22 protein-coding genes, 1 tRNA gene and 1 riboswitch are annotated in these 24,621 nt (G+C 36.2%); of the genes, 18 read left to right on the forward strand and 5 right to left on the reverse strand.

Annotated elements, in window-relative coordinates; all coding sequences use genetic code 11:
* The first annotated feature begins 14 nt into the window (after positions 1–14).
* From CDIMF43_RS06880 to CDIMF43_RS06900, 5 genes are all read left to right on the forward strand, one after another.
* A complete protein-coding gene (locus CDIMF43_RS06880) occupies positions 15–248 on the forward strand; it encodes a YkuJ family protein (protein WP_034570313.1) in 234 nt (77 codons plus the stop codon).
* A 193-nt stretch (positions 249–441) separates the two neighbouring features.
* Positions 442–1,728 carry a homoserine dehydrogenase gene (locus CDIMF43_RS06885; RefSeq protein ID WP_109841565.1) on the forward strand — a complete coding sequence of 429 codons (1,287 nt, stop codon included), beginning with the start codon at positions 442–444 and terminating at the stop codon, positions 1,726–1,728.
* 4 nt (positions 1,729–1,732) lie between these two features.
* On the forward strand, positions 1,733–2,791 hold the full coding sequence (gene thrC, locus CDIMF43_RS06890; RefSeq protein WP_109841566.1) for a threonine synthase: 1,059 nt from the start codon (positions 1,733–1,735) through the stop codon (positions 2,789–2,791).
* The gene (gene thrB / locus CDIMF43_RS06895) at positions 2,791–3,657 is read left to right on the forward strand and encodes a homoserine kinase (protein ID WP_109842350.1); all 867 of its coding nucleotides are present in this window, start codon (positions 2,791–2,793) and stop codon (positions 3,655–3,657) included. Before thrC ends, thrB begins: the two co-directional genes overlap by 1 nt.
* A gap of 178 nt (positions 3,658–3,835) precedes the next feature.
* Positions 3,836–5,902: an LTA synthase family protein gene (locus tag CDIMF43_RS06900; protein ID WP_109841567.1), complete on the forward strand. Its 2,067-nt coding sequence runs from the start codon at positions 3,836–3,838 to the stop codon at positions 5,900–5,902.
* 54 nt (positions 5,903–5,956) lie between these two features.
* On the opposite strand, the gene CDIMF43_RS06905 is transcribed toward CDIMF43_RS06900, so the two are convergent.
* Positions 5,957–6,598 carry a copper homeostasis protein CutC gene (locus tag CDIMF43_RS06905; protein ID WP_109841568.1) on the reverse strand — a complete coding sequence of 214 codons (642 nt, stop codon included), beginning with the start codon at positions 6,596–6,598 and terminating at the stop codon, positions 5,957–5,959.
* A 138-nt stretch (positions 6,599–6,736) separates the two neighbouring features.
* Between CDIMF43_RS06905 and CDIMF43_RS06910 the strand changes: the two genes are divergently transcribed.
* The 5 genes from CDIMF43_RS06910 to CDIMF43_RS06930 all read left to right on the forward strand — a co-directional run bounded on the left by CDIMF43_RS06910 (position 6,737) and on the right by CDIMF43_RS06930 (position 11,883).
* Positions 6,737–7,312 carry a DUF3267 domain-containing protein gene (locus tag CDIMF43_RS06910; RefSeq protein WP_109841569.1) on the forward strand — a complete coding sequence of 192 codons (576 nt, stop codon included), beginning with the start codon at positions 6,737–6,739 and terminating at the stop codon, positions 7,310–7,312.
* A gap of 143 nt (positions 7,313–7,455) precedes the next feature.
* The gene (asnB, locus tag CDIMF43_RS06915) at positions 7,456–9,333 is read left to right on the forward strand and encodes an asparagine synthase (glutamine-hydrolyzing) (RefSeq protein ID WP_109841570.1); all 1,878 of its coding nucleotides are present in this window, start codon (positions 7,456–7,458) and stop codon (positions 9,331–9,333) included.
* A gap of 106 nt (positions 9,334–9,439) precedes the next feature.
* Positions 9,440–10,630 carry an aspartate kinase gene (dapG, locus tag CDIMF43_RS06920; RefSeq protein WP_109841571.1) on the forward strand — a complete coding sequence of 397 codons (1,191 nt, stop codon included), beginning with the start codon at positions 9,440–9,442 and terminating at the stop codon, positions 10,628–10,630.
* A 77-nt stretch (positions 10,631–10,707) separates the two neighbouring features.
* On the forward strand, positions 10,708–11,229 hold the full coding sequence (locus CDIMF43_RS06925) for a transcription repressor NadR (RefSeq protein ID WP_074402955.1): 522 nt from the start codon (positions 10,708–10,710) through the stop codon (positions 11,227–11,229).
* A gap of 93 nt (positions 11,230–11,322) precedes the next feature.
* A complete protein-coding gene (locus tag CDIMF43_RS06930) occupies positions 11,323–11,883 on the forward strand; it encodes a hypothetical protein (RefSeq protein ID WP_109841572.1) in 561 nt (186 codons plus the stop codon).
* 41 nt (positions 11,884–11,924) lie between these two features.
* Here the strand turns inward: CDIMF43_RS06930 and CDIMF43_RS06935 are convergent, their stop codons facing one another.
* Complete coding sequence (locus CDIMF43_RS06935) at positions 11,925–12,155, reverse strand: excisionase family DNA-binding protein (protein ID WP_074402953.1); 231 nt, start codon at positions 12,153–12,155, stop codon at positions 11,925–11,927.
* A 153-nt stretch (positions 12,156–12,308) separates the two neighbouring features.
* Between CDIMF43_RS06935 and CDIMF43_RS06940 the strand changes: the two genes are divergently transcribed.
* From CDIMF43_RS06940 to CDIMF43_RS06970, 7 genes are all read left to right on the forward strand, one after another.
* The gene (locus CDIMF43_RS06940; protein ID WP_109841573.1) at positions 12,309–13,040 is read left to right on the forward strand and encodes a glycerophosphodiester phosphodiesterase; all 732 of its coding nucleotides are present in this window, start codon (positions 12,309–12,311) and stop codon (positions 13,038–13,040) included.
* Positions 13,041–13,072: 32 nt separating this feature from the next.
* A complete protein-coding gene (gene miaA / locus CDIMF43_RS06945; protein WP_233218341.1) occupies positions 13,073–13,993 on the forward strand; it encodes a tRNA (adenosine(37)-N6)-dimethylallyltransferase MiaA in 921 nt (306 codons plus the stop codon).
* Between the two features lie 27 nt (positions 13,994–14,020).
* On the forward strand, positions 14,021–15,268 hold the full coding sequence (gene hflX / locus CDIMF43_RS06950) for a GTPase HflX (RefSeq protein WP_074402951.1): 1,248 nt from the start codon (positions 14,021–14,023) through the stop codon (positions 15,266–15,268).
* Positions 15,265–16,515, forward strand: coding sequence for a methionine gamma-lyase family protein (locus CDIMF43_RS06955; protein ID WP_109841574.1), 1,251 nt, complete (start codon positions 15,265–15,267; stop codon positions 16,513–16,515). Before hflX ends, CDIMF43_RS06955 begins: the two co-directional genes overlap by 4 nt.
* 203 nt (positions 16,516–16,718) lie before the next feature.
* Positions 16,719–17,111 carry a MerR family transcriptional regulator gene (locus tag CDIMF43_RS06960; protein WP_074402949.1) on the forward strand — a complete coding sequence of 131 codons (393 nt, stop codon included), beginning with the start codon at positions 16,719–16,721 and terminating at the stop codon, positions 17,109–17,111.
* A gap of 89 nt (positions 17,112–17,200) precedes the next feature.
* Positions 17,201–18,535: a type I glutamate--ammonia ligase gene (gene glnA / locus CDIMF43_RS06965; RefSeq protein WP_074402948.1), complete on the forward strand. Its 1,335-nt coding sequence runs from the start codon at positions 17,201–17,203 to the stop codon at positions 18,533–18,535.
* Positions 18,536–18,671: 136 nt separating this feature from the next.
* A tRNA-Arg gene (locus CDIMF43_RS06970) sits at positions 18,672–18,745 on the forward strand.
* A 74-nt stretch (positions 18,746–18,819) separates the two neighbouring features.
* On the opposite strand, the gene CDIMF43_RS06975 is transcribed toward CDIMF43_RS06970, so the two are convergent.
* Positions 18,820–19,935, reverse strand: a complete 1,116-nt coding sequence (locus tag CDIMF43_RS06975) for a low temperature requirement protein A (protein ID WP_109841575.1) — start codon at positions 19,933–19,935, stop codon at positions 18,820–18,822.
* Between the two features lie 121 nt (positions 19,936–20,056).
* Complete coding sequence (locus CDIMF43_RS06980; RefSeq protein WP_414734729.1) at positions 20,057–21,532, reverse strand: amino acid permease; 1,476 nt, start codon at positions 21,530–21,532, stop codon at positions 20,057–20,059.
* A gap of 75 nt (positions 21,533–21,607) precedes the next feature.
* Positions 21,608–21,780: riboswitch (Lysine riboswitch) on the reverse strand.
* A gap of 461 nt (positions 21,781–22,241) precedes the next feature.
* On the opposite strand from CDIMF43_RS06980, the gene CDIMF43_RS06985 reads away from it, so the two are divergent.
* Positions 22,242–24,143 (forward strand): endonuclease MutS2, encoded by a 1,902-nt coding sequence (locus CDIMF43_RS06985; RefSeq protein WP_109841576.1) that lies wholly within the window; start codon positions 22,242–22,244, stop codon positions 24,141–24,143.
* Positions 24,144–24,191: 48 nt separating this feature from the next.
* On the opposite strand, the gene CDIMF43_RS06990 is transcribed toward CDIMF43_RS06985, so the two are convergent.
* A complete protein-coding gene (locus CDIMF43_RS06990; protein ID WP_034570262.1) occupies positions 24,192–24,569 on the reverse strand; it encodes a winged helix-turn-helix transcriptional regulator in 378 nt (125 codons plus the stop codon).
* Between the last annotated feature and the right edge of the window lie 52 nt (positions 24,570–24,621).

A 24,621-nucleotide genomic window follows, 5' to 3' on the forward strand; every position in this document is an offset into this window, starting at 1 on the left:
AGGGGCACGAAACAATGAAATCTTCACAGTTAGTGGCGATTATTCGTCGATTAGAAGCAATGCAAGAAAGTACGGATAGTGAAGTTCAAGTTCGTCGATTTGAAAAAGAAGGTCACGAGCGCTGTCTAGTAAGTTATGATTCAAAAGCTGGCACATATGAAATGGAAGACGTTGGCGATCATTCTGTTTATCAGTTTGATGATATTGACTTAATTGCAATTGAAATTTATGAATTACTCCAAGACTAAACACTAAGAAGGCTGACGCTTATGTTAGTCTTTTTTTTTTACATAAAAACAGAAGAGTGTCCAATAAATGTTTTTTTGAATAAAAGGTGGAGTTCATATTGAAAATTTTGTATACTAGTAAAATAAGGTAAAATTAAAAAACGATGATAAAACAATGTGGCTGATTTATAAAAACGAAGGAGGAGGCTAAAAAATGAACAAGCAAATTCAAGTTGGAATGTTAGGGTTTGGAACAGTTGGAAGTGGTGTTATTCGAATTTTAAAAGACCATAATGCTAAAATTCGTCAAGTAACAGGCGAAGAAATTTCTGTAAAAAAAGTTTTAGTACGAGATATTGAAAAGAATCGTGGAGAAATATCTGAGGGGATCCAACTGACGACGAACGAAGATGAAGTTTTAGCTGATCCTGAAATTAATGTTATCTTAGAAGTGATGGGCAGTATTGACAGTGCAAAGATGTATATTACTAAGGCTTTAAAGGCAGGTAAACATGTTGTAACAGCCAATAAAGACCTGATTGCTTTACATGGAAATGAATTAGTTGCTTTAGCAAAAGAAAATCAGTGTGATTTGTACTATGAAGCCAGTGTAGCTGGAGGAATTCCGATTCTTAGAACTATTGTGGATAGTTTAGCGTCAGATAATATTCAACAAGTGATGGGGATTGTGAACGGTACGACTAATTTTATGTTAACAAAAATGACAAATGAGCATCAATCTTACGAAGAAGCTCTAAAAGAAGCTCAAGAATTAGGTTTTGCTGAAAGCGACCCCACAAATGATGTGGATGGCATAGATGCAGCAAGAAAAATGGTCATCTTAACAAGACTTGCATTTGGAATGAATGTGGAACTAGACCAGATTGAAACGAAAGGCATTCGCAATTTAAAGTCGGTAGATATTGAAACAGCTCGAAAATTGGGATACCGCATTAAATTAATTGGTACTGCAGAAGAAAATAATGGTGGGGTATCTGTTAGCGTTGGCCCAATATTAGTGCCAGAAGCTCATCCCTTAGCAAGTGTTCAAAATGAAAATAACGCTGTTTTTGTAGTTGGATCGGCCGTTGGGGAAACTATGTTTTATGGACCTGGTGCAGGTGAATTGCCAACTGCAACGAGTGTGGTAAGCGATTTAATTACAGTTGCCAAAAACATTCGATTAGGGACTACAGGAAATGTTTTTAGTTCATATCAACATGAAACAAAATTAATGACTGACGAAGAAATTTTATCTAAATATTATTTGTCGATTGAAATGAACGATCGCACAGGCTTATTTTTAGAGTTAACGAAAATCTTTGCAGCATCTGATGTAGGATTTGATAAAATTATCCAAGAGCCCATTGAAGGCGGGATGGCAAAAGTAGTAATCATCACGCATTTAATGAACCGTAAACAAGAAAAAGAAATTTTAGCTAAATTAAAAAAAGCCGACGATATGAATTTATTGATTCATCTCAAAGTGATGGAGGGATAACTATATGTATAAAGGACTATTAGATCGCTATCAAGAAAACTTGCCTGTTACTGAAAAAACACCGATGATTTCTTTAGCAGAAGGCAATACTCCCTTAATTCCGTTACACAATTTGTCAAAAGAATTAGGGATTACTTTGTATGGAAAATATGAAGGTTTAAATCCAACGGGTTCATTTAAAGACCGAGGCATGGTGATGGCAGTAGCTAAAGCGAAAGAAGAAGGCGCAAAAGCAATTATCTGTGCATCAACTGGAAATACAAGTGCAGCAGCAGCAGCTTACGCAACAAGAGCAGGCTTGAAAGCTTACATTGTGATTCCAGATGGGAAAATTGCACTAGGAAAATTGGCTCAAGCGGTAATGTATGGAGCGGATATTATTTCAATTCAAGGCAATTTTGATGAAGCTTTAAAGGCTGTTCGTAAATTAGCAGAGACAGAAGCTGTTACACTGGTAAATTCTGTAAATCCTTATCGTTTAGAAGGGCAAAAAACAGCGGCTTTTGAAATTTGTGAAGATTTAACAAAAGCACCTGATGTTCTGGCAATTCCAGTCGGCAATGCTGGGAATATTTCAGCATACTGGAAAGGGTTTAAAGAGTGGAATGAGTTGCATCAAACAGGATTACCTCGAATGCATGGTTTTGAAGCAGAAGGCGCAGCAGCTATCGTTCAAGGGGCTCCAATTGAAAATCCTGAAACGATTGCAACTGCGATTCGCATTGGAAATCCTGCAAGTTGGTCATTAGCAGAAGCAGCTTGCGACGAGTCAAAAGGAGCAATCGATTCTGTAACAGATGCTGAAATTATTGAAGCGTATAAAAAAGTAGCTGCGATGGACGGTGTCTTTATTGAACCAGGTTCAGCTGCATCCCTTGCAGGCGTAATCAAACATCGTGCAAGTGGAGAGATTAAAGCAGGCGAGACGGTTGTTTGTGTCTTTACTGGAAATGGATTGAAAGATCCTGATACGGCAATGAACGTCACTGAAATTCCAATTGCTAAGATGGACGACCTTGAAGAAATGCGGGTGCATTTACGTGAAGGAATGAACCGGTTATGATGCAAATTAGAGTTCCAGGAACAACGGCTAATTTAGGACCGGGATTTGATTCTTGTGGACTTGCATTAAACCTTTATCTAACCCTTACAGTAGGTGAAGTTCAAGATAACTGGGAAGTGATTCATTCATTAGGAGAAGGCATTCCAATGGATCAAACCAACGTCATTGTCACAACGGCCTGCAAACTCTGTCCTGACTTAGAGCCTCGAAAATTATGGATGACTTCAGAAGTTCCTTCAACTAGAGGCTTAGGAAGTAGTTCTGCGGCGATTGTCGCTGGAATTGAACTAGCCAATCAACTTGGAAACTTAATGTTAAGCCAACAAGAAAAAGTAACGTACGCTACTTTAATGGAAGGTCATCCAGACAATGTAGCACCAGCAATTCTCGGTGATTTCGTTGTAGCGACTAAGATTGAACAAGAAGTCTATGCCGTTAAACATTCCTTTCCAGCAACGGGCATTTTAGTGTGTATTCCTAATGGTGAATTGTTAACTTCGGAAAGTCGTGATGTGTTGCCTCAAACATTGACTTATTCCACAGCTGTTACTGCCAGTAGTATTGCAAATGTTATGATTTCGGCTATTTTAGCAAATGATTTGTCATTAGCTGGAAAAATGATGGAACAAGATTTATTTCATGAATATTATCGAAAGAACTTAATCCCTCATTTATCAGATATTCGAGAAACTGCGAATCAATTTGGCGCTTATGGAACTTTTTTAAGTGGGGCAGGTCCAACTGTTTTAACGCTGGTACCATTAGCTGAATTAAAGAAATTACAATCAAAACTAGAACGTAACTATCCACATGCCATGATCAAAGAGTTGGAAATTGAACGAAATGGTGTGGAAGTAATCCATTAAAACAAAACCCTTCAATCGACTGTTGATTGAAGGGTTATTTTGATTTAAAAAGTTAAAGTTTTCGTAAATCAGCGATTTTTAGTGAATTTTAATTGTAAGTTGGCACAAAAGAGAGTAATCTCTATAGTTGAAGTAAGCATAATGTTTTTCAAAAAAACGTTATAAAGGAGAACGAATGATGAAAGAAAACAAACAATTTATGAGTAAAACAAGATCTCTATTAAGTACAAGAATGGGATTTTTCTTATTTGCAGTTATTTTATTTTGGTTAAAAACCTATGTAGCCTATCAAACCAAATTTTCACTAGGTGTTAGTGGCAGTGTCCAACAATTTTTACTGTTTATTAATCCCATTAGTTTCACACTGCTATTATTTGGCATTTCTCTTTTTTCAAAAGGAAAGAAGTCGTACATTATTTTATTGGTTATTGATTTTCTAATGTCTACGTGGCTGTTTGCCAATATTGTGTATTACCGAGAATTTTCTGATTTTATGACGATTAATATTATTAAAGGAGCATCTGCTGTTTCTAGTAATATGGATACAAGTTTAAAAAGCTTGATTCATGTCTCAGATTTGTTCGTGTATCTTGACATCCTTGTTTTGATTACACTACTAGCTTTCAAAATTGTCAAAGTGGATACTCGTGTCTTAAAAAAACGAATGGCATTTACGGTTACAGCACTAGCTGTTGCAATTTTTGCAGGAAATTTAAGTTTAGCTGAGATGGATCGTCCACAATTACTAAGCCGTACATTTGACCGTAACTATATTATTAAATATTTAGGGTTAAATGCGTTTACCGTCTATGATGGCGTCAAAACGGCACAAGCGAATTCAACAAAAGCAAATGCAGACAGCAGTGATATGGACGAAGTGTTAGCTTATATGAAAAAAAATCAAGTTCCAGCGAATGTGAATTATTTTGGTAAAGCTGAAGGAAAGAATGTTTTTGTGATCCATTTAGAAAGTTTCCAACAATTTCTGATTGATTATCAATCAAATGGTGAAGAAGTAACGCCGACCTTAAATCAATTTTATCATGACAGCAATACCGTAAGCTTTGATAATTTCTTCCATCAAGTTGGTCAAGGGAAAACAAGTGATGCTGAAATGATGTTGGAGAATTCATTATACGGGTTGTCTCAAGGTTCAGCGATGGTAACGAATGGAACTGAAAACACGTTCCAAGCAGCGCCGGCAATTTTAAATCAAAAAGGCTATACAACAGCCGCTTTTCATGGCGATGTAGCGAGTTTTTGGAACCGTGACAACGCTTATAAATCATGGGGCTATAATTATTTCTTTGATTCTACCTATGATTCAAAAGGCGAGAATTTCAATGTTGGATACGGCTTAAAAGATAAAATCTTCTTAAAGGATTCTGCGCAATATCTTGAACAATTGCCTCAACCCTTTTATGCAAAAATGATTACTGTGACAAATCACTATCCATACCCATTGGATGAAGCTAATGCCACGATTCCTAAGACAACGACAGGAGATTCAACAGTGGATGGCTATGTTCAAACAGCACGTTATTTAGATGAAGCAATCAATGAATTTTTAACCTATTTAAAAACGACAGGTTTGTATGATAATAGTGTGATTTTAATGTACGGCGATCATTATGGCATTTCAAGCAACCATGGAAAAGCTGTTTCCCAATTGTTAGGAACAGAAGAGTATACGGATTTTGATGATGCGATGTTCCAAAAAGTACCCTTTATGATTCATGCACCGGGCTTAGCAGGCGGGGTGAATCATACCTATGGCGGCGAGATTGATGTATTGCCAACATTGTTACATTTATTGGGTGTAGATACAAAGGACTATATTCAGTTTGGATCTGATTTATTGTCAGATGAAAACAAACAAGTAGTTGCATTTAGAAATGGGAATTTTGTTTCAAAACAGTTCACCAAATTATCTGGGGATGTTTACGATACGGCAACAGGAGAATTGTTGACGAATTTAACACCTGTTCAGACAGATGAGTTTAAAAAAGAAAAGGACTATGTAGATACCCAATTAGCGTTATCGGATAAAGTAATCACAGGTGATTTATTGCGATTCTATACACCTGATGGCTTTAAACCAGTTGATAAAACCCAGTACAACTACAAATACAATAAAGGAATCAAACAATTGGCTAATGAAGCTCAAAAAAACCGATTGATTGATAAAAATAATGGCAACTCAACGGTGGATAGTTACCAAACTAACGCACCTGAATTGAAATAAAGAAAACTGTTTCATCTGTGAGTAATTTTACTCTTGATGAAACAGTTTTTTTGTTTATAGAGGTCCTAAAATTTTTGTTCCGTGAACTTCATTTACACCTAGTTTAGTTGCAATCATTTCGCAATTATCTTGATGTACACCGCCACCTGGTAAAATAATGATGCGTCCGTTTGCATAATCAACGAGGTCCTTTAAATGTGGAAGACAAGCATCAATTGTTTGATCTGCTGAACCCCCGTGAGTTAAAATACGTTCCACGCCAGCTTCAACTAACCAATCTATCGCTTCAAATTGTTGTTTTTTTGGAATCGCATCAAATGCCATATGGAAAGTGACTTGTAATCCTGTTGCTTCATCTAATAATAACTCCATCGCTTCTTCATCAATCCAACCCTCGGCAGTTAGACAACCAAGCACAACACCATCAATGCCTAATTTTTTTGCTTCAATCAAATCAGTTGCCATTATTTTTAATTCCGTGTCATTAAAAACAAAATTACCACCACGAGGTCGTATGATTGCCATAACGGGAATGTGTTTCTCTTGACAGTAATGAACGCTTTCCTCCATTACACCGGTGCTGACGGTGGTTCCACCAACAGCTAAGTTGTCACATAATTCAAATCGATTTGCACCACGTTTAATGGCTTCAGGGATAGCTGTAAAATTTTCGATACACACTTCTTTTAAAAGCAAAAAAATCACTCCAATATGTTTAGATAAACCTAGTATACCATAAATTTTTTCTTAACTTCAGTAATAAAAAGAAAACAGGAGTCGCATTTGATTGTGGTACAATAAAAAGAAATGAAGCAGAGGGGCATCTACTGAGCAATGAAAAAAGACTTTATCTTAGAAGAAAAAATCCATTTAATTGAAAATACCTCATTGTTATCAAAATTGACTGCTTGGAGTGCCGGACTAGCCCTTAGCTCTATGGTAATTCTTGGATTTATATTAAAAAGAAACCATTTACTTTACGTTGAAACAAATACGCTAAAATTCATTTTGGATTTCTTTTTAGTGTGTGGTTTGTTTGTCTTATCATTGGTGATTCATGAAGGAATTCACGGTTTCTTTTTTAAATGCTTTGGTGGAAAGAAAGTTATTTATGGATTTAAAGCTGGAATGTTCTACGCGGCATCTTTCAATTCATTTTATACACGATTTCAATATAGCGTAATTGCGGGAGCTCCGTTTATTGTTCTAAGCAGCCTTTATTTCATGTTGGGAAGGACCCATCCAATAATTGCTAGCCTCCTATTTAGTATGCATACTGCAGGTTGCGTAGGTGATTTTTATTACCTGTATGTACTACTTAAAAAAGGCACAGGTATTTTTGTCAAAGATACTGAAACAGGAATGTCTATTTATCGAAAGAAAGAAAACAGAGATCCTAAGTTCAGATGATGATTTGATAAGTTTAACTTAAGGAAAGTTTAATATAAAGAATCCACTCGAATTGGTTGAACCATTGGGCTTAGTTGGTTATAATAAGACAAGTGTGCAGCAATAATAGTGCTGTTTAGAAACAAGGAAAAGGGGAACCAAACATGTGTGGATTTGTAGGGTGTATTCATGGCGATAACCAAAACCATGACCTAGTAGATTATAAAAAAACAATCAGAGAGATGAATAAATTGATTGTTCATCGTGGACCAGATGATGAAGGGTTCTTTTTTGACGATCATATTAGTTTTGGTTTTAGACGACTAAGTATTATTGATGTTGAAAAAGGTCATCAGCCTCTTTCATATGAAAATGAACGTTACTGGATTATTTTTAACGGCGAAGTTTATAATTATATTGAATTACGTGACGAATTACTTAAAGATGGCTATACGTTTGAAACAGACAGTGATACTGAAGTGATTATTGCAACTTATGCAAAATATAAAGAAAAAACTGCGGAACGTTTACGCGGAATGTTTGGCTTTGTAATTTGGGATAAACGAGAAAAAGCGGTATACGGAGCACGTGATCATTTTGGAATCAAACCGTTTCACTATGCAGAAGAGGACGGCGTTATTTATTTTGCCTCTGAAAAGAAATCAATCTACCAAATCCTTAAAAAGAAAGAATTAGATGAAGTTTCCTTGCAAAATTATTTAACGTTCCAATTTGTTCCAGATCCAGCTACCATGACAAAAGGCATTCACCGTTTAGCACCAGGTCATTATTTCACTAAAAAAATAGATGGACCAATGGAAATTACGAGATATTGGGAAGCAACGTTTGCTCCAGTTCAAAAATCAGAAGAGACCTTTGCTAAAGAAATTAAAGATGCTTTGTATGACTCTGTTGAAAAACATATGAGAAGTGATGTTACCGTTGGTTCTTTTCTTTCAGGTGGTGTGGATTCTTCAATTATTGTTGCGATTGCTCGTGAGTTTAATCCGAAAATCAAAACAATTTCAGTTGGATTTGAACGTGAAGGGTACAGCGAAATTGACGTAGCTAAAGAAACCGCAGATCGCTTGAATGTTGAAAATATTAGTTCAATTATTACGCCACAAGAATTTATGGATGAATTTCCGCGTTTTGTTTGGCATATGGATGATCCTTTGGCAGATCCTGCAGCTGTTCCACAATTCTTCTTATCAGAAGTTGCTAGACGTCATGTGAAGGTAGCTTTATCTGGCGAAGGCGCAGATGAAATGTTTGGTGGGTATACCATTTACAATGAACCAAACTCACTTAAAACGTTAACGAATTTACCAAATGGTCTAAAAAAAGGGTTGAATCATTTAGCCAAAATAATGCCAGAAGGAATGCGTGGTAAGAGCTTCTTAGAACGCGGAACAACCCCGATGGAAGAGCGTTACGTTGGGAATGCGAAAATTTTTGAAGAGGCTGAAAAGCAAAAATTATTGAAAAATTATTTAGCTGGACATCCTTATCAAGATGTTACCCGTCCGTTTTATGATGCCTCAAAAGGTTATGATCCAATTGATCGCATGCAATTTATTGATATTCATACGTGGTTAAATGGTGATTTATTACTGAATGCTGACCGTACAACCATGGCGCATTCATTAGAACTTAGAACGCCTTTCTTAGATAAAGAAGTCTTTAAAGTAGCACGTACGCTCCCTTCTGATATCCGAATTGCAAATGGAACAACAAAATATATTTTACGTAAAGCAGCTGAAAGCTTTGTGCCGGATAATGTTTTATACCGTAAAAAACTAGGTTTTCCAGTTCCAATTCGTCATTGGTTAAAAGATGAGATGAATGAATGGGCAAAAGGCATTATTCGTGAATCTGCTACAGATCATTTGATTAATAAACAATACGTACTTCAATTACTAGAAGATCATTGTGCTGGAAAAGCAGACAATTCAAGAAAAATTTGGACAGTGTTGACCTTTATGGTTTGGTATAAAGTTTACATTGAAACCAATCAACAATTTCTAATGACTCCTAAGTAAGTAGACCATTGTGATATAAAGGAAGGTGCTTTGGTCTAACCAAGGCTCTTCTTTTATCGCAAAGCAATGAATTAAAAATTTAGTTTTAATAAAGGGACGGTTGTTCATGAAAATTTTAGTACAAAAATTTGGTGGTACATCTGTTAAAGACGAAGAAAGCCGCCTAGCCGCAAAAAAACATATTGTCCAAGCAGTAGAAGATGGGTATAAGGTTATCGTGGTTGTTTCAGCGATTGGGCGTCTGGGGGATCCTTATGCAACGGATTCTTTACTTAGTCTAGTTGATGCAGATGAGTCATTTCTTGATTTAAGAGAGAAAGATACTTTGCTTTCGGTAGGGGAAACAATTTCAATGGCAGTATTTACGAATCTATTAAAGAAAAACGGCGTATTAGCAGCTGGTTTAACAGGGCAAGATGCTGGGATTGTGACCAATGACGAATTTAGCAATGCAAAAGTTCAACGCGTCAATACAGCACCTATTTTGGAACTGTTTGAAGTGCAGGATGTTGTCGTTGTGACGGGTTTTCAAGGAATCAGCGAGAATGGTCATTTGACTACGATTGGTCGTGGTGGAAGTGATACAACGGCGGCTATTTTGGGGAAAGCTTTTGCTGCTGAACGAATTGATATCTTTACCGATGTTTCTGGAATGATGACAGCAGATCCAAGATTAGTGGAGCAAGCTAAATTTTTAGACGTTGTAAGCTATCAAGAAGTCAGCAATATGGCTCATGAAGGTGCAAAGGTTATTCATCCTCGAGCAGTTGAACTAGCAATGCAAGCTGGAATTCCTTTAAGAATTCGTTCGACTTATCAAGAAGTAACCGATGTGGGAACACTAGTAACTCATTCAGCCAATCAAGTTGGTCATTATCGGTTAGTTACGGGAATTGCGCATGTATCCAATTTAGTGCAATTTACCATTTCAACCGAGCATGTTGAACAAAAAGAAATTTTTGGCTTAATGGCTGCTGCAGGTATCAGTGTCGATTTTATTAATATTTTTCCTACCCAAGTGGTCTTCACATTAGCAAACCACGAAGCCGCTTTAGCAAAAGGAATTTTTAAAGAGCAACAAATTGAGGTTGTTACGCTTGAAGATTGTGCAAAAGTAGCGGTTGTAGGTGCTGGAATTACGGGTGTGCCAGGGGTAACTTCACGAATCGTTACTACCTTATCGATGGAAAATATTGACATTTTACAATCAGCAGATAGCTATACAACCATTTGGATTTTAGTAGCGGGTAGTGAATTGAAGCATGCAGTTTGTGCTTTACATGATGTTTTTTTATAATGCAATAATCAGTCAGTTGTTTTGAAAGAGGCAACTGGCTTTTTAGTATCATTGAAATGATGGAAAGGAGAGCAGCTATGAAGGCAACCGATCGTAGAAAAACGATTATTCAAATACTAACAAACACCCATACCCCCATTAGCGCGACGACAATTGCAAATCAATTAAAAGTAAGTAGACAAATTATTGTGGGAGATGTGGCTCTTTTAAGAGCAGCGGGTTATGAAATCAATGCGACGCCAAAAGGTTATTTATTAAATGAAAATACAAGTAGCGATACACGTTTTAGTGGGAAGATTGCGTGCCAACATGCTCCAGAAGATACCACTAAAGAACTTTATTTAATTGTAGACCATGGTGGAGAAATTGTTGATGTGATTATTGAACACCCAATTTATGGCGAGTTATTAGGAAGGTTAAATTTAACTTCTCGTTATGAGGTAGATGAATTTATGAAAAAAGTGACGGAGTCTCATGTTGAATTGTTGTCTTCTTTGACAGAGGGAATTCATCTGCATACAATCGCTTGTAAAGATGAAAACACCTTTAAGCAAATAAAAAAATCCTTAACAGAAGCTGGATTCTGTTATCAAAATTAAAGGGTGTCTTGACAACTTTAAGAGAAAAGGTATAATTGTATTTACAGGTGTCATGACATGTTTGTAAAAATGATTATACGAGGAGATGTTCTCTTGAAGGTTAGCAAAGTACAACGTTTAACAATTTCGGCATTATTAATAGCGGTAGGAATTTTAATTCCTTTATTTTCACCAATTAAGCTTGTATTAGAACCTGCTTCTTTTACATTAGGAAGTCATGTAGCTATTTTTATCGGAATGTTTATTTCGCCAGTTGTAGCGATTTCGGTTGCAGTTGGGACTACGTTTGGATTTTTTATTGGTGGTTTTCCAATTATTGTTGTGTTGCGTGCCGCGACTCATGTGATTTTTGCAGGAATTGGCGCTTGGATTTTAGAGAAGCGGCCAAAAATTTTAGCGTCAACCAAAAATACAATTCTTTTTTCTTTTTTAATTGGTCTTTTACATGCAGCTTGTGAAGTTGTGGTGGTGATGTTTTTCTATTTTGCTGGAGGAATGCAAGGGGCTTATTATTCTCAAGGATTTTTACAGTCGATTATAGGATTGGTAGGAATTGGTTCTGTGATACACAGTATGATTGATTTTCAATTATCTTATATTATTTGGCGAGGATTAGTTGCACGCAAACGAATGTCATCTAATAGTATCCACTAAAAAAGACAGCCGACTAAACTCATTAGTCGACTGTCTTTTTGTTAATCCTCATCTTTGATATCAATATCTTCTGGAATAGGCTCATTTAAGTAATCTTGCAATTCTTTTTTGTATTTTTCTAATTCTTTAATAAAAAGGTTGAACTGTTCTTTGTAGATGAAACTATTTTCGCCATCGCTAACAGTACGAATTTGTTTTTCTCGAATCAAGCGGTGAATATCAGCAGTTGAGACATTTAGATAGTCAGCTGTTTCAGCAATTGTTAAATACATCGAAGTGTCCTCCTTTAGTTTCTATTCTTATTTTACGATATTTCTTTAATAAAAGAAATGGCAGACTGAAAACAATTCTATAAATCGAGGGATTAAGTATTGAAAATAGGGAATTCATGGTACAATAGAGTGCATGAATGGAGGAGATGTTAGTTGAAAACTGAAGTGTTTGCCCACCGAGGCAGTAAAGGAACACACCCAGAAAATACACTAGCTGCATTTCGTGAAGCAATCCTTGTTGGAAGTGATGGAATTGAGTTAGATATCCATTTAAGTAAAGATGGTGAAATGATAGTCATCCATGATGAAACGGTGGATCGAACAACGAATGGAATTGGTGAAGTTTGCAAGTTGTCACTGGCTGAATTAAAAGCACTAGACGCTGGAAGCTGGTTTTCGCCAATATATAAAGATGAAAAAATCCCGACCTTATTAGAAGTAGTAGATTTACTTGAAGAATTAGACTTTCATGGAATCTTAAATATTGAATTAAAAACCGATCATCATCCTTATGTTGGGTTAGAAGAAAAGGCAAACCAATTATTTCAACATAAAAAAATTCATTTTAAATTAGTTTATTCTAGCTTTAATTATTCTTCTCTAGAAAAAATCAAAGAGTTAAATCCGCTAAGTGAAGTAGCGGTGCTCTATGCTCAAAACGGCAACAATGTGAGGGTGCTGAATAAAAAATACGAGATATCTGCGTGGCATGCAAAATTTGATTGGGTAAAACAACAACAAGTTTTTAATGTTGAAAAGATGCCCATCAGAGTTTGGACAGTGAACAGCCATCGTTACATGCAGTATTGTTTTCAAAAGAAACTTTCTGCAATTATGACAGATTTTCCAAAAGAAGCCCTTGCCATTCGAAACCGTTGGCAATAAAGGAGATACTCGTGAAAAAAACAAAAATTATTATGCTTGTTGGTCCAACAGCAGTTGGCAAAACCGATTTAAGCATTAAAATGGCAAAGAAATTCAATGGTGAAATTATTAGTGGCGATTCTATGCAAATTTACCGAGGTTTAGACATTGGAACAGCTAAAGTATCAGAAAAAGAAGCAGCAGGTGTTCCTCATCATTTGATTGATATTGTAACCATAGATGAAAGTTACTCTGTGTCAGATTTTCAAAAAATGGCGCGAGAAACAATCGCTGAGATTACAGCAAAAGGAAAAATTCCACTAATTGTAGGTGGAACGGGACTTTACATCGAGGCGTTACTTTACGATTTGCATTTTGGAGGAAATCAGGAAAAAGAAGCGGATCCATTATTTCGTCAAGAGATGGAAGAGCAAGCGTCAAAACTCGGAAATCACGCTGTATGGAGCCAATTAAATGAAATTGATCCGACTGCTGCAAAAGCGATTCACGAAAATAATTTAAAACGTGTAATTCGAGCGTTGGAAGTTTTTCATCTAACCGGAATCCCTTTTTCAAAGCAACAAGAACAACCTAAAAGAGAAGCTTACTATGACGCATTGGTGATTGGCTTGATGACGGATCGTGATATCCTTTACCAAAGAATCAATCAACGCGTTGATTTAATGATAAGAGCAGGTTTGTTAAAAGAAGCGCAATGGCTAAAGGAACAAGTAGCAAGTAACGGACAAGCTACTTTAGGGATTGGCTATAAAGAATTATTTCCCTATTTGGACGGGGAACTTTCTTTAGAGGCTGCCACGAATCAAATCAAACAAAATTCCAGAAGATATGCAAAAAGGCAGTTGACATGGTTCCGTAATCGAATGGAATTTATTCGCTGGTACGATTTAGTCCAACATCCCGAAACGGAAGAGCAATTGTTTGAAGAAGTAACAACATTTTTACAAAAATAAGTGTTTAAAAGAAATGTAGGTGGCACGATGGAAGAAAAATTAGAGTATGAGCGCGTGGTTATTGTAGGTGTTCAAACAAATGAATTAGATACAAATTTCCGTTATTCACTAGAAGAATTAGGTCAATTAACAGAAACTGCTCACGGTCAGGTAGTGGCAGAGTTAACTCAAAAAAGAGACCGGATGGACAGTAAGACTTATCTAGGTAAAGGAAAAATCCAAGAATTGGTTCATTTGGTAGAAGAGACTGAAGCAGACGTTGTTATTTTTAATCATGCTTTAACACCAAGTCAAACAAGAAATATTCAAGTCGAAATAGATGTCAAAGTAATCGATCGAATTCAATTGATTCTAGACATTTTTGCGATGCGTGCACAAAGTAAAGAAGGGAAATTACAAGTAGCTTTAGCACAATTACAATACCTATTGCCACGTCTAGCTGGACAAGGGAAAAACTTATCTAAACTAGGTGGCGGAATTGGAACCAGAGGGCCAGGTGAAACGAAACTTGAAACAGATCGACGTCATATTCGAAGCCAAATCAATGATATTAAAAAAACGCTAAAAGAAACCGAAGCGCATCGTCAAAGAAGTCGAGAAAAAAGAAATGACGGAACCACGTTCCAAATTGGCTTGATTGGTTATACAAATGCTGGGAAATCCACTTTGTTAAATCGATTGACAGATGCGAAAACCTATGAAGAAAATCAATTATTCGCTACGTTAGATCCATTGACTCGCAAGATGGTACTGCCAAGTGGCATGAATGTGACCTTAACGGATACCGTTGGTTTTATTCAAGATTTGCCAACGCAGCTAATCGATGCTTTTCATTCGACGTTAGAAGAAACAAGGGGCGTCGATTTGTTGCTACACGTTGTCGATGCTGCAGCTGAAAACGTAGCCGGGCATGAAGTCACTGTCATCAATCTGTTAAAAGAATTAAACATGGATCAAATTCCAATTTTTACAGTATACAATAAAAAGGATTTACTTAACGGAAATTTTTCACCCAATTTATTTCCAAATAGCTTGATATCTGCTAAAGATCCAGAAGATTTACTGAAATTACGCAATCAAATCATGAAGCAAATGAAAGAAGTTATGCTTCCTTATGAATTTGAAGTAGCAGCTGACGAAGGCAATAAATTAGTTCAACTAAAAAAAGAAACATTATTAGAATCTGCAGAATTTCAAGAAGAATTAAATGTATACCTTGTAAAAGGATATGCAAAAAAAGCGTCAAAATGGACTGGAGGAAATGAAATCCAATGATGTGGCACCAAAATTATCCAACTAAATTAATAGAAACCATTCAAGAAGTGGAATTAAAAATTCAACCTTATCATCAGCGAGTTCATGAAATTGCCCTTTTTAACCAAAATAAAGTATTGCAAAGTTTTCGAAACAATCAAGTAAGCGACCAACATTTTACGCCCTCTACTGGTTACGGGTACGATGATTTTGGACGAGACACTCTTGAACAAGTCTATGCAGACGTTTTTAAGGGAGAAGCGGGCTTAGTTCGTCCGCAGATTATTTCTGGAACACATGCGATTTCAACAGCGTTGTTTGGTGTTTTACGACCAGGAGATGAGTTGCTTTATATTACCGGCGCTCCTTACGACACTTTGCTTGAAATCGTTGGAGCAACAGGTAACGGAATCGGCTCATTAAAAGAATATCAAATTGGCTACGATCACGTGGATCTATTGGAAAGTGGAGCAGTTGATTTAGAAACTGTTGCAAAAAAAATTACGCCAAAAACGAAAATGATTGCAATTCAACGCTCACGAGGTTATGCCATGCGTTCCTCCTTTACCATTGCTCAAATCAAGGAAATGATTGAAGCTGTTAGGAAAATTGCGCCTAATGTCATTGTTTTTGTCGATAATTGCTATGGAGAATTTGTTGAAGAACAAGAACCACTTGAAGTTGGGGCAGATTTGATTGCAGGTTCACTCATCAAAAATCCTGGCGGTGGAATTGCTAAAACTGGTGGCTACATTGTTGGGAAACAACGCTTAATTGAAGCTTGTGGCTATCGTTTAACGAGTCCTGGGATTGGTCGAGAAGCAGGAGCATCCTTGTATAGTTTGCAAGAGATGTATCAAGGGTTCTTCCTTGCGCCTCATGTTGTCGGAGAAGCGGTGAAAGGTGCTATCTACACAGCAGCGCTATTGGACACATGTGGGGTAGAAAGCACTCCAAAGTGGGATGCAGAACGGACCGATTTGATTCAAATGATTTCTTTAAACGATCAAGATAAGATGGTTCAATTTGCTCAAACTATTCAAAAATTTTCTCCTGTAAATGCCCATGTATTGCCAATTGGCGCCTATATGCCTGGATATGAAGACGATGTGATTATGGCAGCAGGAACCTTTATCCAAGGAGCTAGCCTTGAATTAACAGCAGATGGTCCAATTAGAGCGCCATACACGCTTTATGTGCAAGGTGGATTAACCTATGAACATGTAAAACTCGCAGTGAGTTCAGCTGTATTAGAGTTATTTTATTAATGAACTTAGAAAGGACGTGCATTTATGCACGTCTTTTTTTATTGGTATACCCGTTTTGAGTTCCTATTAAACAAACGTAAATTATAGATTCTCTAAAATTGTTCGATATCCAATGTTAGAAAACCTAACATCTTAATCAGTTTTTTGTTGACAAATGATTTAAACCTTGATATTCTAATAAAGTAATTGAAAGGAGGACTAAAATGAAAGAGAAAGAGCTTCGCAGGTCAATGTCTGTTTTTCCGATTGGTACAGTTATGAAACTGACGGATTTAACAGCTAGACAAATTCGTTACTATGAAGAACAAGATTTGATTCACCCTGAACGAAATGATGGGAACAGAAGGATGTACTCTCTTAATGACATTGATGTTCTCTTAGAAATTAAAGATTATTTATCTGATGGAATCAATATGGCAGGGATCAAGCGGATTTATGAATTAAAAGAAGTAGAAAAAGAGAAAAAATTGATGGAGCATACTAAAGTAATGACGGATGATGATGTGCGACGAATTTTACATGCAGAATTTTTATCAGTAAGTGGTTTTAGTGGCAATGGTCCAGATCAATCTATGAATCCTAGTCGTATGATTTAAAAAACAGTTGTTAACCATGTTTGCTTTTTTTAGGATGATAAAAAAAGAGACCACCTATAAATAACCTAATAACGGGGGGAATAGATAGAATGCCAGAATTTACAAGAGAACAAATCACCAAGATTGCGAAAGAGGAAGATGTACGTTTTTTACGTTTAATGTTTACAGATATTATGGGAATTATTAAAAATGTTGAAGTTCCAATCAGTCAGCTGGAAAAAGTATTAGACAACAAAATGATGTTTGACGGATCTTCAATTGAAGGTTTTGTACGAATTGAAGAAAGTGATATGTATTTACGCCCAGATTTAACTTCTTGGTTGATTTTTCCTTGGGGAACTGGAAAAGGCAAAATTGCACGTTTAATTTGTGATATCTACAATCCTGATGGGACTCCATTTGCTGGCGATCCTCGTAGCAATTTAAAACGAGTATTAAAAGAAATGGAAGAATTTGGCTTTACTTCTTTCAACTTAGGACCAGAGCCTGAATTTTTCTTATTCAAACTAGATGAAAAAGGTGAACCAACTCTTGAGTTAAATGATAAAGGAGGCTATTTCGACTTCGCACCAACAGACTTAGGTGAAAATTGTCGTCGTGAAATTGTCTTACAATTAGAAGAAATGGGCTTTGAAATCGAAGCTAGCCATCATGAAGTAGCGCCAGGTCAACATGAAATCGACTGGAAATATGCAAATGCAATTGAAGCATGTGATTATATCCAAACCTTTAAACTTGTTGTCAAAACAGTAGCTCGTCAGCATGGACTTCACGCAACCTTTATGCCAAAACCGTTATTTGGTGTAAATGGATCAGGGATGCATTTCAATATGTCTTTATTTACAAAAGACGGCAACGCTTTTTACGATGAAGAAGGGGATATGCAATTAAGTGAAACAGCTCGCCAATTCTTAGCAGGTGTTTTAAGCCATGCAAGAGCCTACACAGCTATTTGTAACCCGACAGTGAATTCATACAAACGTTTAGTGCCTGGCTATGAAGCGCCGGTTTATGTGGCATGGAGTGGACGCAATCGTTCGCCGTTAATTCGCGTGCCGGAATCTCGTGGCTTATCAACAAGAATCGAGCTACGCAGTGTTGACCCAACAGCAAATCCATATTTAGCTATGGCTGTTTTATTAAAATCTGGATTAGATGGAATTAGAAATGAAATGGTCGCACCGGCTCCCGTTGACCGGAATATTTATGTGATGACCGAAGAAGAACGTCACGAACGTGGCATCAACGATCTTCCATCAACGCTCCACAATGCGATTAAATACTTGCGACAAGATGAAGTTGTGAAAGCTGGTTTAGGTTCTCATATCTACAATAATTTTGTTGAAGCCAAACGTTTAGAGTGGGCGGCGTTCCGTCAACAAGTTTCAGAATGGGAAAGAGAACAATATTTAGAGTTATACTAAAATAAATGCATAAAAAAGGAATCCTTTGAGTAGGATTTCTTTTTTTTAAATAAAAATTAACTTTTAATGGATTTTCTATTGACTTTTTATACAATATTGCATATAATAAATCTTGTCGTTGAAAGAATATTGACTTGTCTCAATAGCTCAGCTGGATAGAGCATCCGCCTTCTAAGCGGACGGTCGGGAGTTCGAATCTCTCTTGAGACGTAAATGAAAAAACTGCATAAATATTAAAAAAACCACATGATGAGAATCCTGTGGTTTTTTTGATGGAGAAAAAACTAAACGGAAGTTTCTTCTTCATATTGGATTAAATTGTCTATCAAAGAAGCAATCCCAATTAAGATAAGCATCCAAATAGGAGGCACGACTAAATACAAAAGGAATCCAGCTAATAGACAGATTGAAAGACCTAATCCAATAATTTTTCTGAAAGTTGCTCTTGAAAATTTCTTTTTAGGATGATAAATAAAAATAAAATGTTTCGCGCTATAGAATAAGAAAAAAGCAAATGCGAGTAAAAGATCGATTAATTGCAAAGGCAATACCTGATGAGCACCTAAGTGGAGTGCAGCTGCAAAAAGAGTGATGGCAATTAGCATAAACAAATTGCTATAGAGTAATAATTGTCCATTCGTCGTCTGCTCTTTATCAATCACCAAGTCTAACCGATCATAATAAGATTTCCAAAGCAAGACAATGACGATAAAAGCAATGCCTACATAAAATAGTGTGGAGACAATCATTGTTTGTCCATTTAAAATAGCAATCAAAGCAACCACCGTTTCTCCAAAGCAAATCAATGTAAATAAGCCTAACCGTTCAGCTAAATGACCGACATCAACAGGTGCGGCCGTTAATTTTTTGTGATTTATCAATGGGATAGCGATGTCTAAAAAGATTCCTAGGAACAAGACGAAATAACGAGTAAATCCAGTGAAAAATAAAGAAGTACTAGATAAAATAAGTGAAAGTGTAAAGAAATTCGTTAATAATAAAATGACTTTTTGATCGGCTTTAGTGTCAATGCAACGCTTCACCGAATGATACTGTAAAATCGTCATAAAACGAATGCCGATAAATCCAATTAAAAAGGTGAGATAGGTTTCATTAAAGTTTAAATTAAAGCTTGCCGTCATTAGCATCACAAAAAACATTTGCATAAACATGTAATAGTGAGGCTTTTTCAAACTAAGACCGTAACGATTGAAAAACATTGTTTGACCTGCCCAAGCCCACCACATGGGGATAATCATTAACAGGTATTCCCCAATAATCATAAAAAAATCTTGTGGTTGATGATTTACAGTAGTTAATAAATGATTGGTTGAGGAAATAGCTACAACAAAAACCAAATCATAAAATAATTCCAACCAACTAACTTTACGTTCTTCCAAAAAAATTCCTCCTAAAAAGTGTGTGTCCTTCATTTTCTTATTTATAGTGTACACTTTTCTTAAAAAAATGATAGTTTTTAGTAATGAAAAAGCCATTAGAATAGTCTAATGGCTTTTCTTGTTATTCTTTATGTCGAGATAAATCTACTTCTTCAAGCGGAATAAGCTTCGTTTTAAACTTAATTTTGTAGTAACTAAACAAAATAATAAATAGCGGAACACTCATATAAGTAATTCCAATTGCTTGCCAGTTGAAATCTTTAAAAGCTTGAATATCTTGTCCAACAATAACTAAAATACATAAGAATAAAGCGAGTAGGGGACCGAATGGGAACCATTTTGCTTTGTATTTAAGTTCGCTTAAATCATGACCTTGTTTAATGAAGGCACGACGGAAGCGATAATGAGTTAAAGCAATTCCAATCCAAGCGATAAACCCAGTTAAACCACTAGCAGCAACAAGGAATAAATAAATATGGGTTCCGAAAATACTTGAAGCAAAAGCAAGTGTACCAACAAAAGTAGTTAACATCAAAGCGAAGATAGGAATCCCGCGATCGTTAATCAACCCAAAAATCTTAGGTGCTTGACCATTTTTAGCCATTGCCCAAAGCATTCTTGTTCCAGCGTACATCCCAGAATTTCCCGCTGATAACACAGATGTCAAAATAACTGCATTCATCACACCAGCAGCAGCAGCTAAACCGGCACGTTTAAAGACAAGAGTGAAAGGACTGATAGCGACGTCTCCAGCGCCACTGCCTAACAAATTAGGACTTGTATAAGGAATAATAGCAGAGATAACAAAAATGGCTAAAATGTAGAATAATAAAATACGCCAGAAAACTTGTTTAATAGCTTTAGGAATACTTTCTTCTGGTGTTTCAGATTCCCCAGCAGTAATTCCAATCAATTCCGTTCCTTGAAAAGAAAAACCAGCCACTACGAAGACAGCTAAAATTGAAGGAATCCCGCCAACAAAAGGTGCATCCCCAATTGTAAAATTCGTTAATCCCTCATGGTGCCCACCGATAATGCCAACGATGGTTAAAATACCAACCACTAGAAACACCAAAACAGTGATGACTTTAATAATTGAAAACCAATATTCTGCTTCGCCAAAAGATTTGACAGATAAAGCGTTTAGTAAAAATAAAATAACCATAAAAACCGAACTAAAAATCCAACCCGGAACATCAGGAAACCAAAAGTTCATAATTAAGGCAGAGGTACTGATATCAACGGCTAGCGTAATTGCCCAATTGAACCAATAATTCCATCCCATCGCAAATCCCATCGCAGGATCAACAAAACGAGTTGCATACGTACTAAATGAACCAGAAACGGGTAAGAAAGTGGCCATTTCACCTAATGAAGTCATTAAGAAAAATACCATTAATCCAATTGCTGCGTAAGCTAGCAAAGCCCCACCAGGACCGGCAGTTGAAATAGCAGATCCACTGGCAACGAATAATCCCGTCCCAATACTTCCTCCAATTGCAATCATTGAAAGATGGCGTGTTTTTAAAGCGCGATTCATTGTATTCTCTGAACTCGCCCCAGCGCTTTTTGTTTCTTCTTTTCTTGCGTCAATCATGACTAAAATTCTCCTTTTTAAACCATAAAAAAAGTCCCCCTACCATCTAGTGGTAGGAAGACTGAGGCTTCCATGCAGTAAGATAGCGCAACGCTTAAAGATAAGCGACAGTTCTCGGCTTATTCAACCTAAGACCCAACAAAAAGATGACAGTTTTTTGTTTCGGCAACAATTCCTTTCACTAGTCTTCACAGGTTTTGTCAAACCTCCAACTAATTACTGATAATTGTTGCACCTCTATTTTTTATAAGTTTTAATTTAACTTCATGAATAATCATACGTTGAATCGCTAAAAAATACAAGGGCAAAACGAAAAAAATAGTATTCGATGATTTTATTGACTTTTAACTAACTAACAAGTAAAATAAAATCAATTAGTAAGTATTCTGAATGAACAATAAAAAAATAAGAGGTGCTTTTTGTGAGTGGAGTCTGTATCTAACTAGGCCAATTAAATAAACTAAATAAACAATTAACATTCCTATCGGGGAATCGTTTATTTAGTTTACCTAAAAAGATACCTGACTTTTCATAAAAAACTCAATCTAACATCACTTTATCCTAGTGGTGTTCATTGCAATTTTTTAAAGCTACGGGTTTCCTGTAGCTTTTTTTGTACCTACTATCTAGTAAAAAACTTTTTGTTTCATTCAGAAGAAATAAAAAAGTCAGTTATCTTTGTAAAAAAACTTACAAGGAGTATAAAAAAATGAAGCAACAAACAAATGAAAAAATCCAATTAACCACACTATTAGAAAAAGTAAAAAGCTATACCGTCAGCTCACTTGGTAAAAAAAGATTAGATACGTTGGAGCCAACGGCTAATTTAACAGTTGTCAAGCGTCGTTTAAACGAAACAGCAGAAGGAAGAACACTACTAGATGCGAAGTTACACATGCCGTTTATGGGCTTAGGAATGATTGATCACCTAGTTACGCAATTAGAAAAAGGCCTTGTATTAGATGCTGGAGAATTGATAGAATGCGCTGATTTTTTAAGAAGCTGTCGTCTAATCAAGCAATTTATGGAAAAAAATGACTCATTAGCACCTTTACTAGCAACTTACAGCCAATCAATGGAAACTTTTTTATTGATTGAAGAAGACATTTATTTTTCAATCAAAAATGGTCAGATAGATTCAGAAGCAAGTAAAGAATTGAAAAAAATTCGCCGTTTAATTGCTGAAAGAGAAAGTAAAATTAACGAACGATTGAACAAATTTTTAAAAAATAAAATGAATCAGCCGTATATCCAAGAATTTTTTGTTAGCAAAAAAAATGAACGGTTTACAATTCCAATTAAAGCATCTTATAAAAATCAGGTAGCTGGAACAATCGTAGAAACGAGTAGCAAAGGTACGACGGTTTTCATCGAACCTACCAGTGTGAGTAAGTTGAATGATGAAATTTTTGAATTAAAAATGGCAGAAGCCACTGAAACGTATCAAATTTTAGCAACTTTATCAGGCTTAATTTTAGAAAATCTGCAATCAATCAACATTAATTTAGAACTCATTGCAGAATATGACTTGATTTTTGCTCGAGCGAAATACAGTCGTGAAATAAATGGCATTACGCCAAAGCTCAACACAGAAGGGTATATCCATTTAATCGATGCCAAGCATCCGCTGTTAGGTGAAGAAGCCATTCCGCTTAATTTTAAAGTAGGAAAAGAGTACCGAGGATTGGTTATTACAGGTCCGAACGCTGGCGGGAAAACCGTGGTTTTAAAAACAGTCGGACTCCTATCACTTGCGACAGCATACGGGTTACAAATAGCAGCAACCGAAGGAACTGAAATGGCTTTATTTGACCAAATATTTGTGGAAATTGGGGACAGTCAGAGCTTAGAAAATGCCTTGAGTACCTTTTCAGCTCATATTAAAAGTATCGCTGAAATGATGGAAGTAGCCCAACCCAACAGCCTGCTTTTATTTGATGAAATTGGTAGTGGGACAGAACCAAATGAAGGAGCAGCATTGGCAATCGCTATTTTAGAAGAGTTTTACCAAAGAGGCTGTATCGTTGTTGCAACGACCCATTACGGCGAAATTAAACGTTATTCAGAAGAGCATCCTGATTTTATGAATGCGGCTATGGCTTTTAATCAAGATACGATTACGCCTTTGTATCAATTAATTATTGGAGAATCTGGTGAGAGTAACGCCTTGTGGATTGCAAAAAAAATGAAATTGAAGCCAAGTGTTATCGAGCAAGCACATTTATATCAAACATCAAAAGCGTATAACGTCGAAAAAAAATCATTTTCAATAAATAAAAAGAGCAAGGAAGAAGATACAATCATTACAAAAGAAACCGTGGATTTCAAAAAAGGAGACCGTGTTTTACTAACCGAAAAACAAAAAGCTGGGCTTATTTATTCTTATGATAAAAAACAAGAAAAAGCGACTGTTTATATTGAAGGTGAGCTGCTAGAAGTTCTTTCAAAGCGTTTAAAATTAGAAATTCCAGCGACAGAATTGTACCCAATGGACTACGATTTAGCAAGCCTCTTTGTTAGTTATAAGGAACGAAAAGAAGAGCATGACATTCAACGTGGATCAAAAAAAGCGTTAAAAAGAATTCATAAAGAAATCAAGAAACAGCAATAAAAAACCAGTTGTCCTGCTGATTAGGGGACAACTGGTTTTCTGCTATTTTTAGTCAATTTCAGGACAATCCGATTTTGATAATAGTGTGACATCATTGCCTTCTTCGGCAAGCTTTTGGACTCTGATTTCTCCCCATGAACAAAGCTGATCCAGAATAGTGCTAAGAGTAAGGCCATATGCACTTAATTCGTATTCGACTTTAGGTGGAACTTGTGAGTAGACGATGCGATTTACTATTTGATCACGTTCTAACTCACGCAATTGTTGTGTCAGCATTTTTTGAGTGATTCCTGGAATGGCTTTTTTTAATTCATTTGTGCGCATTTTTTGATGGCGTAGGTTACAGAGAATAATTGGTTTCCATTTTCCTCCAATTACTTCCATCGTTGCTTCAACACCAATATTATAAGTATACGTTGTTTTCATATAAACCTCCACTGCTATATTGATTTTTCATTATAGCATATTAAGGGGAGTA

This window comes from Carnobacterium divergens, from assembly GCF_900258435.1.
In the GTDB taxonomy this organism is placed as follows: Bacteria; Bacillota; Bacilli; order Lactobacillales; family Carnobacteriaceae; genus Carnobacterium; species Carnobacterium divergens_A.

What these genes read in the sequence shown, in the direction of transcription:
- CDIMF43_RS06935 (WP_074402953.1), bottom strand. Translation starts at nt 12,155, where the DNA reads ATGTATTTAACAATTGCTGAAACAGCTGACTATCTAAATGTCTCAACT.
- CDIMF43_RS06925 (WP_074402955.1), top strand. Translation starts at nt 10,708, where the DNA reads ATGAAGGCAACCGATCGTAGAAAAACGATTATTCAAATACTAACAAAC.
- miaA (WP_233218341.1), top strand. Translation starts at nt 13,073, where the DNA reads ATGCTTGTTGGTCCAACAGCAGTTGGCAAAACCGATTTAAGCATTAAA.
- CDIMF43_RS06960 (WP_074402949.1), top strand. Translation starts at nt 16,719, where the DNA reads ATGAAAGAGAAAGAGCTTCGCAGGTCAATGTCTGTTTTTCCGATTGGT.
- CDIMF43_RS06980 (WP_414734729.1), bottom strand. Translation starts at nt 21,532, where the DNA reads ATGATTGACGCAAGAAAAGAAGAAACAAAAAGCGCTGGGGCGAGTTCA.
- CDIMF43_RS06885 (WP_109841565.1), top strand. Translation starts at nt 442, where the DNA reads ATGAACAAGCAAATTCAAGTTGGAATGTTAGGGTTTGGAACAGTTGGA.
- CDIMF43_RS06985 (WP_109841576.1), top strand. Translation starts at nt 22,242, where the DNA reads ATGAAGCAACAAACAAATGAAAAAATCCAATTAACCACACTATTAGAA.
- CDIMF43_RS06910 (WP_109841569.1), top strand. Translation starts at nt 6,737, where the DNA reads ATGAAAAAAGACTTTATCTTAGAAGAAAAAATCCATTTAATTGAAAAT.
- thrB (WP_109842350.1), top strand. Translation starts at nt 2,791, where the DNA reads ATGCAAATTAGAGTTCCAGGAACAACGGCTAATTTAGGACCGGGATTT.
- CDIMF43_RS06900 (WP_109841567.1), top strand. Translation starts at nt 3,836, where the DNA reads ATGAAAGAAAACAAACAATTTATGAGTAAAACAAGATCTCTATTAAGT.
- asnB (WP_109841570.1), top strand. Translation starts at nt 7,456, where the DNA reads ATGTGTGGATTTGTAGGGTGTATTCATGGCGATAACCAAAACCATGAC.
- CDIMF43_RS06880 (WP_034570313.1), top strand. Translation starts at nt 15, where the DNA reads ATGAAATCTTCACAGTTAGTGGCGATTATTCGTCGATTAGAAGCAATG.
- glnA (WP_074402948.1), top strand. Translation starts at nt 17,201, where the DNA reads ATGCCAGAATTTACAAGAGAACAAATCACCAAGATTGCGAAAGAGGAA.
- thrC (WP_109841566.1), top strand. Translation starts at nt 1,733, where the DNA reads ATGTATAAAGGACTATTAGATCGCTATCAAGAAAACTTGCCTGTTACT.
- CDIMF43_RS06955 (WP_109841574.1), top strand. Translation starts at nt 15,265, where the DNA reads ATGATGTGGCACCAAAATTATCCAACTAAATTAATAGAAACCATTCAA.
- dapG (WP_109841571.1), top strand. Translation starts at nt 9,440, where the DNA reads ATGAAAATTTTAGTACAAAAATTTGGTGGTACATCTGTTAAAGACGAA.
- CDIMF43_RS06990 (WP_034570262.1), bottom strand. Translation starts at nt 24,569, where the DNA reads ATGAAAACAACGTATACTTATAATATTGGTGTTGAAGCAACGATGGAA.
- hflX (WP_074402951.1), top strand. Translation starts at nt 14,021, where the DNA reads ATGGAAGAAAAATTAGAGTATGAGCGCGTGGTTATTGTAGGTGTTCAA.